The sequence below is a fragment of the Wolbachia endosymbiont (group A) of Crataerina pallida genome, assembly GCF_964028475.1.
Taxonomy (GTDB): Bacteria; Pseudomonadota; Alphaproteobacteria; order Rickettsiales; family Anaplasmataceae; genus Wolbachia; species Wolbachia pipientis.
This window is the reverse complement of record NZ_OZ034785.1, coordinates 184,229-200,898: the sequence shown is the minus strand read 5'-3', so window position 1 is coordinate 200,898 and position 16,670 is coordinate 184,229. Positions and strand designations below refer to the sequence as shown.

At 34.6% G+C, this 16,670-nt stretch carries 15 protein-coding genes and 2 pseudogenes; 10 read left to right on the top strand and 7 right to left on the bottom strand.

Annotated elements, in window-relative coordinates; genetic code table 11:
• Window positions 1-137 precede the first annotated feature (137 nt).
• The 5 genes and pseudogenes from ABWU55_RS01010 (at window position 138) to ABWU55_RS00990 (ending at window position 5,926) form a co-directional block, all read left to right on the top strand.
• Complete coding sequence (locus ABWU55_RS01010; RefSeq protein ID WP_070357042.1) at window positions 138-1,415, top strand: adenylosuccinate synthase; 1,278 nt, start codon at window positions 138-140, stop codon at window positions 1,413-1,415.
• 103 nt (window positions 1,416-1,518) lie between these two features.
• A pseudogene (locus ABWU55_RS01005) lies at window positions 1,519-2,247 on the top strand (IS5 family transposase).
• A gap of 251 nt (window positions 2,248-2,498) precedes the next feature.
• Window positions 2,499-4,976, top strand: coding sequence for a hypothetical protein (locus ABWU55_RS01000; protein ID WP_353286369.1), 2,478 nt, complete (start codon window positions 2,499-2,501; stop codon window positions 4,974-4,976).
• A gap of 112 nt (window positions 4,977-5,088) precedes the next feature.
• The gene (infA, locus tag ABWU55_RS00995; RefSeq protein WP_007550159.1) at window positions 5,089-5,352 is read left to right on the top strand and encodes a translation initiation factor IF-1; all 264 of its coding nucleotides are present in this window, start codon (window positions 5,089-5,091) and stop codon (window positions 5,350-5,352) included.
• Window positions 5,330-5,926, top strand: a complete 597-nt coding sequence (locus ABWU55_RS00990) for a Maf family nucleotide pyrophosphatase (protein ID WP_010082554.1) — start codon at window positions 5,330-5,332, stop codon at window positions 5,924-5,926. Before infA ends, ABWU55_RS00990 begins: the two co-directional genes overlap by 23 nt.
• Here ABWU55_RS00990 and ABWU55_RS00985 read toward each other — a convergent pair.
• Together ABWU55_RS00985 and ABWU55_RS00980 are read right to left on the bottom strand one after the other, a co-directional pair.
• On the bottom strand, window positions 5,918-8,596 hold the full coding sequence (locus ABWU55_RS00985) for a hypothetical protein (RefSeq protein WP_209472823.1): 2,679 nt from the start codon (window positions 8,594-8,596) through the stop codon (window positions 5,918-5,920). The genes ABWU55_RS00990 and ABWU55_RS00985 overlap by 9 nt on opposite strands.
• Before the next feature lie 346 nt (window positions 8,597-8,942).
• Window positions 8,943-10,286, bottom strand: a complete 1,344-nt coding sequence (locus tag ABWU55_RS00980; protein ID WP_038198671.1) for an alanine:cation symporter family protein — start codon at window positions 10,284-10,286, stop codon at window positions 8,943-8,945.
• A 375-nt stretch (window positions 10,287-10,661) separates the two neighbouring features.
• Here ABWU55_RS00980 and ABWU55_RS00975 point away from each other — a divergent pair, with 375 nt between their 5' ends.
• From ABWU55_RS00975 to ABWU55_RS00955, 5 genes and pseudogenes are all read left to right on the top strand, one after another.
• Window positions 10,662-10,991, top strand: a complete 330-nt coding sequence (locus ABWU55_RS00975; protein ID WP_007548762.1) for a transposase — start codon at window positions 10,662-10,664, stop codon at window positions 10,989-10,991.
• Window positions 10,975-11,175: a hypothetical protein gene (locus ABWU55_RS00970; RefSeq protein WP_010082383.1), complete on the top strand. Its 201-nt coding sequence runs from the start codon at window positions 10,975-10,977 to the stop codon at window positions 11,173-11,175. Before ABWU55_RS00975 ends, ABWU55_RS00970 begins: the two co-directional genes overlap by 17 nt.
• A gap of 19 nt (window positions 11,176-11,194) precedes the next feature.
• Window positions 11,195-11,602: a transposase gene (locus tag ABWU55_RS00965; protein WP_095742667.1), complete on the top strand. Its 408-nt coding sequence runs from the start codon at window positions 11,195-11,197 to the stop codon at window positions 11,600-11,602.
• A gap of 333 nt (window positions 11,603-11,935) precedes the next feature.
• Window positions 11,936-12,320: pseudogene (locus ABWU55_RS00960) on the top strand (IS110 family transposase); the annotation flags it as partial.
• A gap of 12 nt (window positions 12,321-12,332) precedes the next feature.
• Entirely contained in the window at window positions 12,333-12,896 is a 564-nt protein-coding gene (locus ABWU55_RS00955; RefSeq protein WP_010082346.1) for an IS110 family transposase, read from the top strand.
• Between the two features lie 156 nt (window positions 12,897-13,052).
• On the opposite strand, the gene ABWU55_RS00950 is transcribed toward ABWU55_RS00955, so the two are convergent.
• From ABWU55_RS00950 to ABWU55_RS00925, 5 genes are all read right to left on the bottom strand, one after another.
• On the bottom strand, window positions 13,053-13,556 hold the full coding sequence (locus tag ABWU55_RS00950) for a protein-disulfide reductase DsbD domain-containing protein (protein WP_015589109.1): 504 nt from the start codon (window positions 13,554-13,556) through the stop codon (window positions 13,053-13,055).
• Window positions 13,557-13,868: 312 nt separating this feature from the next.
• A complete protein-coding gene (locus ABWU55_RS00945; RefSeq protein WP_223823060.1) occupies window positions 13,869-14,261 on the bottom strand; it encodes a transposase in 393 nt (130 codons plus the stop codon).
• A gap of 19 nt (window positions 14,262-14,280) precedes the next feature.
• On the bottom strand, window positions 14,281-14,481 hold the full coding sequence (locus tag ABWU55_RS00940; RefSeq protein WP_264378130.1) for a hypothetical protein: 201 nt from the start codon (window positions 14,479-14,481) through the stop codon (window positions 14,281-14,283).
• Entirely contained in the window at window positions 14,465-14,794 is a 330-nt protein-coding gene (locus ABWU55_RS00935) for a transposase (RefSeq protein ID WP_353286368.1), read from the bottom strand. Before ABWU55_RS00935 ends, ABWU55_RS00940 begins: the two co-directional genes overlap by 17 nt.
• 249 nt (window positions 14,795-15,043) lie before the next feature.
• Window positions 15,044-16,642, bottom strand: a complete 1,599-nt coding sequence (locus ABWU55_RS00925; protein ID WP_353286366.1) for a hypothetical protein — start codon at window positions 16,640-16,642, stop codon at window positions 15,044-15,046.
• Window positions 16,643-16,670 lie beyond the last annotated feature (28 nt).

Genomic DNA, 16,670 nt, shown 5'->3' with positions numbered 1-16,670 from the left:
ATGATGAATAATTTGGTAATATATTAAGAAAATCGACAGTATATTTCTTTATTTAAGGGGTGTAGGAAAGGCGTAGATTTCTCTTTCCATTTGTAGCGTACTGCATTAATATTTATGTATTAATCTAGAAAATAATGATGAATAACATTGTAATTGTTGGTCTGCAATGGGGTGACGAAGGCAAGGGTAAAATAGTAGATTATCTTTCTGAGAATGCAGATGTAGTTGTGAGATTTCAGGGAGGAAATAATGCAGGGCACACTATAGTAGTAGATGATGAGGTTTATAAATTAAATTTACTGCCCTCTGCTGTTTTGAGGCCAGGCAAAATATCTATCATAGGAAATGGCGTTGCTCTTGATCCACACGCTCTAATCTCAGAAATAGAGTCATTGAAAGTTAAAGGAGTAGACGTAAACTATAACAACTTGATGGTATCCGAGAGCTGTCCATTAATACTTAGCATACATAAGGACAAGGAAAAGCTATTTGAAGATTTAAATGGAAATCACAAAATTGGTACAACAAACAAAGGGATAGGGCCATGTTATGAAGATAAAGTTGGAAGGAGAGCTATACGCCTTTGTGACTTAGAAAACGCAGATGAGCTCAATAAAAGAGTGGATACTCTTTTGAATTACCACAATGCTATCAGGAAAGGCCTTAACTACCAGGTGGTTAAAAAAGAAGAAATATTAAAGGAAATTCAAGAGATTTCAGAAAAAATTCTTTCATATAAAAAACCTGTGTGGAAGATATTAAATGACTTGATGAAAGAAGGTAAGAAAATAATATTTGAAGGTGCCCAAGGCGCATTTTTAGATATCGACCACGGAACTTACCCTTTTGTTACTTCAAGTAATACTGTAGCATCGCAAGCAATAACAGGCTCAGGGTTATCCTCCAATGCTTACATTATTGGTGTGGTAAAAGCTTATACAACAAGAGTGGGCAATGGCCCATTTCCTACTGAGCAGAAAAATGAAGTAGGAGATAGCTTGTTTACTATAGGTAAGGAACTTGGAACAGTGAGCAATAGAAGAAGGCGTTGCGGATGGTTCGATGCAGTTTTAGTGCGCCAGGCCGTACAACTCTCTGGAGTTTCAAGCATTGTATTAACCAAATTAGATGTGCTTAATTCTTTTGATACAATTAAAATATGCACTGGTTACAAGTATAGCGGAAAAATGTATGATTATTTACCCGCATCGCATTCAATACAAGGGGAATTAGAGCCAATATATGAAGAGTTTCCTGGCTGGAAAGAAAACACTCAAGGTAAAAGGTCGATTGAAACATTGCCTATCAATTTAATAAAATATATAGAAGGGTTAGAAAAATTAATAGGTGTACCAATTCATCTAATCTCAACTAGTCCAAAGAGAGAGGATGTTATTAAGCTTAAAGATTTCTGAAAACGTCTTTGTATCTTAGAGCCTGTACGTAATCTCAAAAAAGAGATAAAGTGAGAGGATAAAGTATATAAAGTAGGATATGCGAAGTTTATAACCAAGTGACATAAGTCGAGAAAAGTTTGAGATTATTGTAGCAGATCTGGAATCTTGCAGAAAGAAGACAAAACCAAGAACACTTGATTTACATGATATATTTTGTGGAGTGTTATACGTGTTAAAAAGTGGTTGCCAGTGGAGAATGGTATCAAAAGAGTTCCCAAAATGGCGCAATTGTTACGACTATTTTAAGAAGTGGAGTGAAAAACCAGATGTAAATAAAGAAAGTGTTCTGGAGCTGGTATTAAAAAAAAATAATTGCGACAAAACAATGGTCGGAAAAGCTTCTGCATAATTGATGCACAGAGTATAAAAAATGCAGATACTGCTGAAGCTATGATGCAGGCAAGAAGATTTCAGGGCCGTATTGCAGTAGATACGCAAGCATGCAATTTATACAACAACAGCAGAGATAACTGACCGTAGCAGTGCTGTGAGAATGGTCGAAAATGCAAAAGAAAACCTCTCGGGAGTTAAAAATGTACTGGTTGATGCAGGCTATACTGGAGAGAATTTTGTAACTCAAATAAAAACGATTATTGGTGCAACCGTTGAAGTGATCAAAAGAAATGAATTACGTTCCTTTGTTGTATTGCCCAAAAGATGGGTTGTGGAGCGATCTTTTGCTTGGTTAGAAAAATGTAGAAGATTGTGGAAAAATTGTGAGCGAAAACTCAATACTAGCCTACAAATGGTAGTTCTGGCTTTCACTGCCTTACTTCTGAAAAAATTATGAACAGGCTCTTACTAACTCTTATCTAATAAAAAAAATACTTGTGTAACTTCGAATAGTCTATTATGCAAGACAACAGTATAAACATGTAGTAAGAAATGTATAATGAAAAATAAAAGCTCAAGTTTAACACTTGCAGTTATTTTTACACAATTAAGTAATCATAAAAGTTAGTGTAGGGCGAGGTTATACAGTTTGATTTCTTTTAATATATGTTAATTGGTATAATATAAATATAGTTAAGGAGGTGTATTATGATTGGAAGTTTGGCTAAAGAAGAAAAAACAGCAGAGGCAGGAAAAACAGGTGATCAACTTGAAAAGTGTATTGGACCAACTTCACTGAATAGGGAGGTTTATTACTCTACGCTTATCTACTATACATTAAAAGAGTTATATTCACAATTAGGTGATATCTCTTATGCTAATAAAACAAGATCAGAAAAAGAAATAATCAATTTTTATGTTCTACCTCAATTTGCACGTTTTAAAGAAATTATTGATGAAGATATAAAAAAAGATCCTTCGTTTGCAAATTCTGCTATTGTAAAGTTTTGCTCCTCAATTATAAAAAATAACAAATTACTTAAAGAATTAGAAGAAGTTAGTATTCCTGCCAAAAACTCTAGTGTAAAGGCAAGGGTAAGCTTTCAACTGAAAAATCTGAAAGAAAAGGTGTGGTTCTTAGGAAAACTAAAGGAAAAAAAGAATTTCACTTACGTGCAGAGGGCTTTTGGGGATAAGTGGAGTTTTTATGACCTAATAAATGATGGAGATTTTAAAAAAACGTACATAGATAAAGCAGTAACAGAGTCTGCTAATAAGAGCTTTAAGGAAGATATAGATAAATGCATAAAGTTGGCAGAGCAGGGAAAAGAAGCTGCAAGTAAATATCTTGGAGAGAAAGGCGTAGAGCTTCAAGCTTATTACACAGAAACTGATAACGCTTATAGAGTTTTGAATATCAACTCTATTAATTACAATAGAAGTGAGCCAACCAGGATTAGTGACATTTTACAGCAAGAGAAAGATATTAAAGAGCTGAATATCTATTGCAATAAAAAACATGAAATACACGCTCATCGGAAAGGTAAGGAAAGATATTATGAATTTAAAGAGGGCACATATTATGAAATGAAAAGCACTTGGCCTGTAAAGGATGGATCCGAAATGTGTACCATGATTATGAATGTGAGTAGCGATGGCATAACTGAAGTACTAAAATTTAATGATGAAGATTTTGTGCTATCGGATGAGATCTTAGAATTAATAAAGCAAAACGATGAATTATATATTCAAGGTCTCTCCTTATATGATGCTGTACTAGAAAAAGGTAAGGCTGCTGATGTTGTACCTACTGCTAATAATAATTTTCAAAATGAGTCTATAGCGGCCTATCGCGAGGAACCAGAGGGGGAATTAGACCCTAAAGTTGATGCTGACAATAGCCTTCCTCCTTCTATTAATAGCAATGCATCAACTCAAACGGAAGTCAATTTACAACACACTGAAACTCAAACAAAAGTTGCTTCACAACAAATTGAAACTAAAACGGAAGTCAATTTACAGCACACTGGAACTCAGACAGAATTTGCTTCACAACAAATGGATGAATTGATTTTAAATAATCAGATGCTGTCCGAAAAAAACGTTGAATTGAAGCAAGAAATGTCAAATTTGAAAAAAGAAGCTGTTGAATTGAAGCAAGAAATAGAAGCAGGGTTGCAAGTGATAAATAAAAAGCACCATGAATTAATACAAGAAAATCAGCGACTACAGGAGAAACTAGAAACAACCCAAGCAGAAGCTAATCAAACAATTGTAAAGTTAGAGAAGCAGAATAGCAATTTACAAGACAGGTTTGAAAAAGAGGAGCAAAAAAACACGGAATTGCAAACTGAACTGGCACAAAAAAATGAAGAATTAGCAGGTGTGTTAAAAGAGCTACAAGGGAAAGCACAAGAACTTAAAGGTGTATATGAAGAAAAAAGAAAGCTAAAGGAAGAGCTGAAAATTGTTAATGCAGGAAAGAAGAATTTGGAAAAAGAGCTAAATCAAGCACGAGAAGATGCGGAACAGATAATGGTTGAACGACGCCAGCAGAAAGAGCGCTTGAAAGATCAGCTAAGAGAATTAGATCAGGAATATAAGGTACAAGTAGAAATTGAGCAAAAGATTAAAGAATCAGATAGGCAGGATAGCGATTTACAAGATACACTTGGAGAAGAGAGACTAAAACTCAACATTGAAGAACTAGAAAACGAGTACGAGGAATTTCCAGGAGATAAGGTGCTTACACTTGAACTCACTAAAGATGAAGATAAAGTCGAAGAGTTAAGAAACGAGCTAGAGCGTGAGAAAGAAAAGTGTAAACAATTATTAGAAGAAGAAAATGAATGGGGTGATGAATTGGTAGGAATGCTTGATGGACTGGAAGAAAAAATTCGTGCTGATGAACAAAGGAGCTTCAACAATCAATTAACGGGAGAAATTTCTAATGAGTCTGGTAATGCTCCACGACAGAAGAAAAGGTTATCCAAATCTTCAAGCGTTGATAATGAGTCTTATGTTCCACTGAGAGAGAAGACAACATTACTCAGATCTTTAAGCGTTGATAGTGGACTTGATAGCGATGAAGAAAATTGTGATAATGATTTATCTTTCAACATAAGTCCTATAAGTTCTATTGAGAAGGTGGCAGAGAGTAGAAACGTAGGTAGGGTATCATTGTGAAGATGGTTGGGGTTAAGTTGCAACTTAAGTGGGGCGCAAAAGGTCTTTTGTGTTGATAATAATTTAAAATCTATAGTAGACTAAAAAAGATTATTAAATTATAATATAACATATGATAAAGGACGAGAAATCGAAAACAATTTTTGAAGTGGAAGGGGCAGTAACTGCTTTACTACCTGCAGCAGAATTTAGAGTGAAACTGGACAATGAACATGAGATTATCTGTCATGTATCAGGGAAAGTGAGAAGAAGTAAAATACGCATCATTATAGGGGATAGGGTGTTAGTTGAGATGAGCATTTACGATAGGAATGCGAGAAAGGGTAGGATCATTAGAAGGCTTAAAGGTACAAGTGACAGAACGATCTCTAAATAATCTTATTCTTGCTTCATCATCGAAAAGGCGTATAGCTTTACTAAAACAAATAAACATTGAGCCAGGTTTAATTTTGCCAGCAGATATAGATGAAGCCCCTTTAAAAAAGGAACTTCCGAAGGATTACTCAATCCGTATGGCAAAAAGTAAAGCTGAGAAAATACAAAGTTTAAATCCAAATTATTTTGTGCTTGGTGTTGATACAGTTGTTGCTTGTGGTAGAAGGATATTGCTCAAAGCTGAAAACGTTGAGCAAGCAGAAAAATGTATCCGCTTGTTATCAGGAAGAAGGCATAGAGTATACACCAGTGTATGTCTATTAACTCCCGATCAATCTAAACAACATATCAGGACTGTGGTTACAATAGTGAAATTTAAACGTCTCAGTGAACAAGAAATTAAGTATTATTTAGCATCAGAAGAGTGGAAAAATAGGGCGGGGGGATGCAATATACAAGGCCTAGCTGGAGTGTTCGTATTGTTCTTACGCGGCTCCTACTCTTCCGTTATAGGGTTACCATTACATGAAACCTATTGTTTGCTAAGCAATTATTTTAACTTCAATTTATATTGAAATACCTTTATTAGTATCTTTTTTTTGTTGTGACTCAGCAACCTGTTTAGCCCAATCTAGTGGTCTTTTATTTCTGTTAGCTAATGCAATTCTATTGCGATCATAACCATCAGTGTGTTCTGTTAAAGTATCTCCTCTTTCTTCTTCTATTACTCCAGCTTTCAGTTGTGCTTCATCTTTCTCTAGTAATTTATATAGTTCGCTATTTTTATCTACAGTTGGATTAGTGTCATTATTTTCTCGTTCTGCCACTGTTTTTTCTAACCACTTACGTATAGGGTCATATTGTTTACCTTCTCCTATCTTTTCTAAAATGTTTTCTGAGAATGAATCTTTAGGAATATTTTCTTTAGTAGCCTGTTGTGCCGGTTCTCTTAACCCTTTATCCGGGTTTCCCAATGCTCCTTTTAACTCACTCGTATCTCCGATTTCTTTTGGTTCAATGTTTTCTAAGCTCTTCTTTAACTGTTCAGGATTTACTTGAGATTGTTCATTATTGTCATGAGTTGGAGATGAATAGCCCGAATCGTTTGCTTTTATGTCTGTTGAGCTGTCTTTTAGCAACCCAACTTCTCTCAAGCGTTTTTTAGTTTCTTCGCTAATCTGACTCTGATCAGCTGGTTTTAACCCGAGATTTTCTTGACCTAATGTATTTTTAAGTTCTTCAAATAGAGTTAGATTACTTTGTCTAATATGTTCTTCTAATTTCCTTCCTACCTGTTTTAAATCTGTTTGAGATTTACTATCACTATTAGTTGGAGATATATAGCCTGAATCACTTATACTATTTGGTGTTGAAGCAGAGACACTAATAGTTGGACCTTCCACTATTTTTACATCTGCTAAATCGTCTTTTTGCAATCCATCTTCTTTATCTTGTGACAGTTTATCAGTAGGATCAACTTGCCTTAATCCTCTATTATCCTGCTGTGATCTATCTCTGATTTCTTTAAGAAGATTTTCAGGTGGAGTTTGATCACTTTGTTCAATGTTCTCTAAGCTCTTCTTTAACTGTTCAGGATTTACTTGAGATTGTTCATTATTGTCATGAGTTGGAGATGAATAGCCCGAGTCACTTTTATTATTGAGTGCTGTAGCAGAGAGCGGCTGTTCACTTTCTTTCCACTTAGCATCACTAGCATCTTGGTTATCACTGTTATCTGGAGAAGATGAATAAGGAATTATGTCCTTTAATGTCTCTAACGGTGATGGGTTATTTTTTCTACTTCCTGCAATTGATGCTTTTCTATCATCAACATCAATGTGCCGTAAGTTGTTTTTCTTGAAATTTCTGATGTCTTGTAACAGATCGCCTTTGCTATTTCCTTCTTGTTGCTGGGTTTTAGGTTGTTGCTGATCATTAGGTGTTTGCTCACTTCTATCTGGTTTTTGGCTTCCAGGTACAGCATGTCCAAATGTAGGATTGTCATACCGTTCATCTTCTTGCCTATTATCTTGATTGTGGCTTACAGACTTGGTGAAAGTAGAACTATCTGAAGAATCAGAAGTTGCACCTTTTTGCTGATTATTAGGTGTTTGCTCATTTTCGCGCAAGTCATCTGGTTTTTGGCTTCCAGATTTGGCTCCCCCTTGCTCATCGAAAACACCTTTTTTAGGTGGTAGTGAACTAGTTCTAGGTGGAAGTGGCGGAGGAGTTTTTTTGTTCTGAGGATTCTCCTCAAAAAGCGATTGTAGGTTATAAACTTGACCTCCCGAATTTGCTTCTCGTGCTGCTTGTCTAAGCTCACGCTTTTCTTTAGCCTCCTGAGAATTAATTTTATCGTCAAAATCTTTTCCAATTCCGCTATCGTAAGACTGCCTTCTGCTGTTAGATTGTAGTCCAAAATGTGAATGGTGGTCTTCTTTTTTTTGAGTTATATCAGTAGCTTGAACGCTAACACCTCTATTAACATCAATTCTTGTTGTAGTTTCAGATGATAGCTCGTTACTGTCTTTATTATGTTGCATCTCATTCGCTTTTCCTTGTCCTTTCTCCCTGAATTGTATTTCATGCAAGAATAAACCACCTATTTTTACATCTCTGTTTACTTCTAACCGTTCTAGAGAAAAATCATCACCTTTAACAAGGTCTACACCGTTAGCATCAATCTTAATTTTGATCTTACATTCCTTCCCCTCCGCATACCACTTTAAAGTCATTTCATATGAACCATCAGTTACGACATAATGTCTTATTTTTTTCCCTTCTTCCTCAGCAACAAAACCATGCATTCCGCTCTTTCCATCACTATGCAATGTTGAAAATCCCGAGATTTCATTCTTCTCACAAAAATCACTGTTTAAAAATTCGCTGATTTTAAACTCTTTTTTGTTATTTCCCAGCGTAATACTTGCGTGATTACCGTATATTGAAACTCCTGCAACATCATCAACATACTCTTTCAACCTTTCTTTAACTTCACTTTCAAGGTCTTGTCCAGCTTTCTTTGTCTTGTCGCATTTCTGAAGAATAACTCCATATGCTTTATCTTTGTTTTCTTCTTCGTCCCAATTCCAGTTGGCGTGTTTTGTTAAAAACTTTACTGTGTTAAAATCAACTCTAGCATTATAAATTGGGTCGTCTTCCTTTTTTATTTTATCAAATAAAGGAAAAATTTCTTGAATGCGCTCATTATAAATGTGTTCTTGTTGTGTATCGTTAGTGCCCATATATCCCTCACTAATAACCCTCTGCCTTTAGTTCTAGCTAATACTAGCTAATATAATTATCACAAGCATTGGTTGAATTTTTATTAAGGAAGGTTGTGTTACTAATGTGATGACACAAGCTATTTTATGGTAACATCAAACGATTTAAGTTGTCATTCCAGTCTGGAATCCAGCCTTTCACGAACCCCATCAAAAATGTTGTGTTTTAACATAAGATTAGCTACTTTTATGCTCACTAACTTAGTGCCAATCAAGATTCCTGGATCCCAGTGTCTGGGCACTGGGATGACATCCTTCTTGGCGGAAATCACTCTTATATCACAACAGCTGCATAGCCTAAATTGCTTTAGCTATAGCTCTGTTTTTGCAACTTCAAATATCTGCTACTCATAGTAAACACTTCTGGATCTTGAGAGGTTAGCTTGAGTATAGCGAGTATGTTGATAAACAACAAAGCAGCAATCGAGATATCAGCAACATCCCATAGCAACCGGACTTTACCTATCGCACCAAGCGGAATGATCATGGTAAAAATTACAATCCAGATTTTAGTGTATTTATTATCCATAGACACATAGCGTATTGTCTGTTTTGAGCAAAAAAACCAAGTAAAAATAGTAGTAAAGGCAAAACAAAACATTATGGCCATAATTAAATAGTCAATATAGGGCCAATTCATAGCTTTTCTAAAAGCAAATATGCACATGTTAGTACTCTCTAAATCAGTGACCCAAGAATCTGTGACAAGCAGTACCATTGTTGTAATAAACACTATGAATGCAACTATAAAAGGCGATATTATTGTGATTAGGCTCTGTTCAATAATAAATTTATTATTATTTTTCTTAGGAACAATTGAAGAATGTACGATTCCTTCGAGGCCAAGCCCTATATCTGTTGCAAAAATACCTCGCAAAGTTCCAACTTGAATAATAGTCAACATTTCTAAAATCAAACCTAGAGATAAACCAGAGTTAAAGCTACTAGTTGTAAAAAAACTGCTTGTTATTAGTTTTAGAGAAGGAAGAATATTTTCACTAAATTTAAATAATATGATACCGCAAAGTGTGAGGTAACTTACCGTCATTATCGGTATCATAGCCGATATAAAAATTTTAATTTTTTTTAAGCTGAGAGCTGCAACAACAAAAAATATTATGGCCATTACAATGCCACCAACAACTACAGGCACATCTATCATATTAAGTGGTATTGATAGAGAATTTACCTGAACAAGGTTACCAACTGTTATTGAAACCATCATCATGATAACTAGAAAGACAATTGTGGCCTTCCTAGAGTTAAACGCATCAGTCATGTAGGCTACAGGGCCACCTATAAACCGTTCGTTCTTTTCCTTTCTGGTTTTTATACTTAGATAACAAGTGACATATTTTATCACAGAAGTGATAACAATAATTATTGCCATCCATAAAATAGAGCCCGGTCCTCCGGTTTTTAGAGCAACAGCAGTTCCTGAAATATTTCCTACTCCTAAATTTCCCCCTAAAATTGTAAACAGAGCGGCTATAGAAGAAAATTTATTTTCTCCTTTTTTAGCTCCAAGGAGTGAAAGGGCGTATGGTAATCTAAATACCTGTAGCCATTTTAGTTTAATCGATAGGTAAACACCAGCAACTAGCATGAGTAATATTGTTGGCAGTAATAAAACAAACTTTACTGTATCCATCTGTAAAAGTGAGATTTTTATTTGAGTATACAACAAAAATTGAAAATACCTAACCTATTTTCTATGTATGACTTCGTTTCCGTCATTCTAGAAACCTTTTCTTGTCATCCAAGTAGCGTGACACATAACTGTACGAACATTGTAATATGGTACAATGTTAAGACGATGTCATTCCAGTGCTTGACACTGGAATCCAGCTTTTAATGCAACCCCTCACCAAAAATATTGTGTTTTAACATAAGGTTAGCTACTTTTATACTCACCAACTTAGTGTCCAATCTGGATCCCAGTGAGCTTTGTTGCATAGCAGCAGAAAAATTAGTGATTACTGACAAAATTCATTATAAATAGCGATTTAACTGTTGAAGAAAAAATATGCCACAAAAAATGAGGGTCAGTAACCATAGCGAATATAACAAATTTCTAGAAAAAAGAGGAAATATTTTTCATTATATCAACGAAGCCATAGAAAAGTGGTACGAGAATGGTCCAAAAATACCAGGTGGCAACAATATTTATAGCGATAAAGTTGTAATTTTGGTGCACATAATAACTTGTTTATTTAGAATAGGCCTGAGGCAAACAGTTGGGTTTATAGCAGGATACCTTGAGCAAATTGGGAAAAATTTGCAAGTTATCAGCTATTCACAATCATCAAGAAGGTTTAAGAAACTCAATATTAAGATCAATGATTGCAGAAAATAATATGGAAGATATCGAAATTGCTATAGACAGTACAGGAATTAGTATATACAACAACACTCCTGGTCATAGCAAAGAAAATAGCGAAGATAGAAAGTATCGCAGCTATGAACAGACAAGAAAATTGCATGTAATGTTGAATACAAACAGCAAAAAAGCCATAGCTGTAAAATACAGTAACGGCTGATCACTATGGAGCTTGTGATTTGCTAAAAGAAGTCGATTTTCAGTATGTCATAAAAGTACTATATGCAGATAGGGCATATGACAGAGAAAAGCTCTATAAGCTGTGTAATCAATATGGTATAAAAACGAAAATTCCTCCGAAAAACAACGCAACAGAGCATCCAAAGTTAGACTATATGGCTGAGAGAAATTCTGCAGTCAAGCTCATAAAGTCATATGATGAAGATGGTATAAAGAAGTGGAAAAAAGAGATGAGTTATGGAAAAAGATCTTATATAGAAGGTTTTTTCTCGCGATTAAAAAAGACATTTGGATTTAGTTTTAGGAACAAATCTGAAATGAATCGTGAGAGGGAACTGCTACTCAAATGTTATTTGCTTAACAAATTTACTGAAATAGGCATGGCTAAATTTGAGATAGCTTCATAAATTTATTGTGCGTTACCTACTATCCGAAGAGCGATGCAACAAAGCCATCCCAGTGTCTGGGCACTGGGATGACATCTTTTTTCTTGGTACAAATTACTCTTATATCTCAATGTTCGTACAGTTAGTGCGTGACACTTGTATCTTTATGATGTGAGGCATTAGAGCTAAAATACCTCACAGGGAGGGTGAAGCTGATGCGACACTAATGCCATTAAGCCAGATTTTGCTTCCCTCCCATAGAGTTAAAGACTGAACAGTATCTTTTGGAATTATATCCCGTATTACAAGGTTAGTCTAAACTCTCAGTTTATTTATAGTCTTGGAGGCAATTTTATGCAAGTAAATGCTATTTTGGGTGTGGATATTTCAAAAAAGAAATTTGATGTTTGTTTGTTAGTGGACAGTAAAAAACGACACAAAGTCTTTCAAAATAATCAAGATGGTTTTGCAAAACTTGTAGTTTGGTGCAATGGCCATGGAGCAAATCTTACTCATTTATGTCTTGAAGCAACTAGTTGGTATGGAGAAGATTTGGCTACTTTTATGCACGATTTAGGACATAATGTCAGTATAGTAAACCCAGAAAGCTTTTGGCAAAAGTGAGCTGCTCAGAAATAAGACAGATAAATCAGATGCAGCTATGATAGCTAGATTTTGTATCGCCAACAAACCTGCTCTTTGGAAGCCCATTGCACCTGAAATGAGGCATTTGAGGGAGCTTTACCGTTGCATGCAATCGCTAAAAGATGATAAGGTGCAACAGACAAATCGCTTGGAAAACAAAAATATGCATTCCAGTTGCAAAGAAGCTATATCTAAAGTAATTTTGGCAATAGAGGAGCAAATTATTGTTCTCGAAAAAGAAATTAATGAGCATATAAATAACTATCCACATCTAAAAAATATGGTGGAAAACCTTAAGACTATAAAAGGTATAGGATATCTTACTGCTGTTGCTGTTGTCGCAGAAATGCCATCAGTTGATAACTTTGACAATGCTAAACAATTTACAGCTTTTGCTGGTCTAAATCCAGGACATTATCAATCGGGATCGTCAGTAAGTAAGAGAAGTTGCATATGCAAAATAGGATCTGAGCGTATTCGAAAAGCTCTTTATATGCCAGCTATAGTAGTCAAAAACCATAATAATCATTTTCAAAAGTTTTGTCAGCGTCTAGCAAGTAAAGGCAAATGTCCAAAAGTCATAGTTCTTGCGTTAATGCGAAAATTAATGCATGTCTTTTTTGGTATTCTTAAAAATAATCAACCATTTAATTGTAATTTTGTTGGATAATTTGTTTGACAGCAGAGACAGTATCTGGGATCTAAATTTTTTATGCGAAACCATTATGTTTATATACTTGTAGGCCCAAGTTCCTCACATAGTGAACAAAAAAGTAAATGAGATTCCAGTGTCACGCGCTGGAATGACACCTACCCCATGAGAACTCTATTTTTCATACCACTCATTTATAAGTTTATTGATATCAGAATCTATAAAATCCTTTAATGGTTGCCTGATTTTTATCTCAACATTTTTAGGGATGCACCTATCTTTACATATCGCATAATTTATATGGAAGTTAAGGTCAATATACCCTTGATTTAAAAATATATTCATCTTAAAGGGAAATAATACCATATCCTCATATACGTTACTTACAAACGTCTCTCTCCCTACTTTATCTTTATGTTCCTTTGGAATAGGCCAGTGAATATTTATATCTGATGCATTACCTTTGTAACTAATAGACGTGGGAAGGCCAAAATCTCCAGGATCTTTATAATATATGTGCCAGCCTGGTTCTACTGTAACCTTTATTGCACCTTTAAGAGTGAAGCTTGCTTCATTTATCTCGCCAATAAGTAAATCAAATTTTGCAATTTCCTCGTCAGCATATAGTTGAGCGCAAGAAAAAAATAAAAATAATATTAAATATATATATATTTTCATTAAGGTAAATTTCTCCTTTTATAGAGAAAGTAATTTAGATTTTAATTATTATATTTAATAGTATTATATAGATTATTTATTAATATAGCATTATGCTATAGCTAAACTGACTTACGACAATCTGAAAAACGACAAATTCGTCATTCCGCTACTTGTTAGCGGAATCTATGCCGAGATACCGCGAATGAATCCACAACTGTACGAACATTGTGATTTTGGCCCATAAGGAGGGTGTCATCCCAGTGCTTGACACTGGGATGGCTTTGTTGCATCACACTTTATGAGATGGTGATTTATGGTAAATTCATGTAACTATCTCAAATTTAGCCATACCAATATCAGTGAATTTATTAAGCAAATAGCATTTAGTTCTTTTTCTCGATTTATCTCAGATTTATTCCTAAAACTAAATCCGAATATTTGCTTTAATCTTGAGAAAAACCCTTCAATATAAGATCTTTTCCCATAATTTACTTCTTTTTTCCATTCTTTCATGCCATCTTCACCGTATAATTTTATTAACCTAATAGCAGCATTCCTGTCAGACATATAATCTATTTCTGGATGTTCTGCCGCATTGTTTATTGGTGGAATTTTTGTCTTTATATCATATTCGTTACACAACTTATAAAACTTGTGCCTATCACATGCTCTATCTGCATATAGTGCTTTTATGGCATGCTGAAAATCAACTTCTTTTAGCAAATCACAAGCTCCATAGTGATCAGCCGTTACTGTATTTTACAGCTATGGCTTTTTTGTTGTTTATATTCAACATTACGTGCAATTTTCTCGTTTGCTCATAGCCACGATATTTTCTGTCAGTGCTATTTTCCTTGCTGTGACCAGGAGTGTTGTTGTATATACTAATTCCTGTACTGTCTATAGCAATTTCGATATCTTCCATATTATTTTCTGCAATCATTTATCTTAATATTAAGTTTCTCAAACCTTCTTGATGCTTGTGAATAGCTGATAACTGCCAAATCTCTTCCTATTTGTTGCAAATACCCTTTTATAAACCCGACTGTTTGTCTTAAACCAATTCTAAAGAAACTGACGATTATATGCACCAAAATCACAACTTTATCACTATAAATATAGTCGCCGCCCTGCATTTTTGGACAATTCTCGTACCAATTTTCTATGGCGTCATTGATATAACAAAAAATGCTTCCTCTTTCTTGGAGAAATTTGTTATATTCATGGCAGTTACTGACTCTCATTTTTTGTGGCATATTTTTTCTTCAACAGTTAAATGGCTATTTATAACGAATTTTGTCAGTAACTGCCAGTTCTTTTCACTTGAGCGATGCAACAAAGCCCACTGGGATCCAGAAAATTTGATTGTGTACTATACAACATTTTCGATTAAAAGCTGGATTCCAGTGTCAAGCACTGGAATGACATCACAGGGGCACTGGAATTTTTGTTTCAATATTTGTACATTAGCCATGCATCTGAACAGATACTGTAAATTAGCTATATTACATTAGCCCATCAGATGAGTTGTAATGGTTATAATTGTCTGATAAGTGATCTCTAACATCGTGACCTAACTCATTGGCATCAGGCTTAACTTCGTGATCTAACTCATTAGCATCGAGCTTAAACAAAGAAGGATTATCATCAGATTGTTGATTAGACTCTTTCTCTTTCGACCCAAATAACCATGAAAAGAGTGATGAGATAGAATCAATAATGGATTTAATTGTTGAAAAAATATTGGATAAGAAATTACTGGGTTGCTGAGTATCCTCTTCGGCTGATTCTGGTTCAGGCTCTTTTCCTGCTGTGTCATCCACATCTTCTTCAGGTTTACTTCTGCTTATAAGTGTCTTATCTAACCATTTGAATATATTCTTGTCTAGATTATGAAAATACATTTGACTTATCTCCTTATTTTCATCAACGTAAATCACTAAAGTTGTATTCTCATTCCCCAATCCATCACATTCACTAACGAGCGATTCATGAGAGTTCTTAATGTCTTTGATAAATTGAAGTTTTTCTTCTTCTGCTGAAAGATAATCTCTGTGTTCTGCTCTATAAGTGGTGCCTTTGTATTTAAAACTAAACATTGATTCACGATCTTCATATTCATCTAGTCCAGAATTCTTGACACGTTGTATAATTTGAAATTTCTCTTCTTCTGAAAGGTCCTTGAGGTATATACTACCAGTTGTATCTTTATATTTAAATTTAAACATCCATCCATGGTCTTCATATTCATCTAGTCCAGAACTCTTGACACGTTGTATAATTTGAAATTTCTCTTCTTCTGAAAGGTTTAGGCGGTATACACTACCAGTTGTACCTATGTATTTAAAAATAAAACTCCATCCATCGTATTTATATTCATCTACACCCATCTGCTTGCAAATAGCTTTATAATTTTTTTCTTCTACTTCTCGTCCAACAACATTTGCTATGAGTTCAGTATCCAGAATACTCAAAGTTTGGACTGTTGCCGATGGTGAAAAACACAATTGAAATATGTGGCCTAGCTCATGACCTAGAACAAAATCCATGGCACTTTGCTTATATGTCAGAATATTCTGACAATCTGTTACTCCTCGTGTAATATATCCTGGACCACCATCTTCATCTAAGCCGAGAAGATTGTTATACTTTGTATAATCGCTTCTATTATTAAAAATGTGAACCGTTATATTGTAACTTGCATTACTATTTTTCAAGCAAAACTTTTCTTTAAATGCTTCATAGGCAGTTTTAATGTCTGTTTCTATTTGGTTTTGTTCCTGCTCAGATAAGTTGTCGTATTTTATAGTACAATTTATATACCCGTATTTAACGGTAAAGCTGTTAGACAAAACATCATGTATATTTGTGGAAAAATAATTGAACTGCTTTGACTCAGCTTCCTTATACAATTGATGCCCATATTTATCCCTAGAATACTTTGGTAGTTTAGGTACTTTGGCAATTAAGTTTTTGTTACTATCAAAAAAAGAAATATCAGAATTACCAATCCTAAAATCCTTTATAGATTGCCCGCAAGTGCCATCATTTGCACAATCATGATTATCTTTCTTATTAAACCATGCGTTGGTGTATTTTTCCATTTTGATACCTCACTACCAAACCTTACTA

What these genes read in the sequence shown, in the direction of transcription:
- ABWU55_RS00940 (WP_264378130.1), bottom strand. Translation starts at nt 14,481, where the DNA reads ATGATTGCAGAAAATAATATGGAAGATATCGAAATTGCTATAGACAGT.
- ABWU55_RS00935 (WP_353286368.1), bottom strand. Translation starts at nt 14,794, where the DNA reads ATGCCACAAAAAATGAGAGTCAGTAACTGCCATGAATATAACAAATTT.
- ABWU55_RS00950 (WP_015589109.1), bottom strand. Translation starts at nt 13,556, where the DNA reads ATGAAAATATATATATATTTAATATTATTTTTATTTTTTTCTTGCGCT.
- ABWU55_RS00980 (WP_038198671.1), bottom strand. Translation starts at nt 10,286, where the DNA reads ATGGATACAGTAAAGTTTGTTTTATTACTGCCAACAATATTACTCATG.
- ABWU55_RS00970 (WP_010082383.1), top strand. Translation starts at nt 10,975, where the DNA reads ATGATTGCAGAAAATAATATGGAAGATATCGAAATTGCTATAGACAGT.
- ABWU55_RS01000 (WP_353286369.1), top strand. Translation starts at nt 2,499, where the DNA reads ATGATTGGAAGTTTGGCTAAAGAAGAAAAAACAGCAGAGGCAGGAAAA.
- ABWU55_RS00975 (WP_007548762.1), top strand. Translation starts at nt 10,662, where the DNA reads ATGCCACAAAAAATGAGGGTCAGTAACCATAGCGAATATAACAAATTT.
- ABWU55_RS00985 (WP_209472823.1), bottom strand. Translation starts at nt 8,596, where the DNA reads ATGGGCACTAACGATACACAACAAGAACACATTTATAATGAGCGCATT.
- ABWU55_RS01010 (WP_070357042.1), top strand. Translation starts at nt 138, where the DNA reads ATGAATAACATTGTAATTGTTGGTCTGCAATGGGGTGACGAAGGCAAG.
- infA (WP_007550159.1), top strand. Translation starts at nt 5,089, where the DNA reads ATGATAAAGGACGAGAAATCGAAAACAATTTTTGAAGTGGAAGGGGCA.
- ABWU55_RS00925 (WP_353286366.1), bottom strand. Translation starts at nt 16,642, where the DNA reads ATGGAAAAATACACCAACGCATGGTTTAATAAGAAAGATAATCATGAT.
- ABWU55_RS00955 (WP_010082346.1), top strand. Translation starts at nt 12,333, where the DNA reads ATGCAATCGCTAAAAGATGATAAGGTGCAACAGACAAATCGCTTGGAA.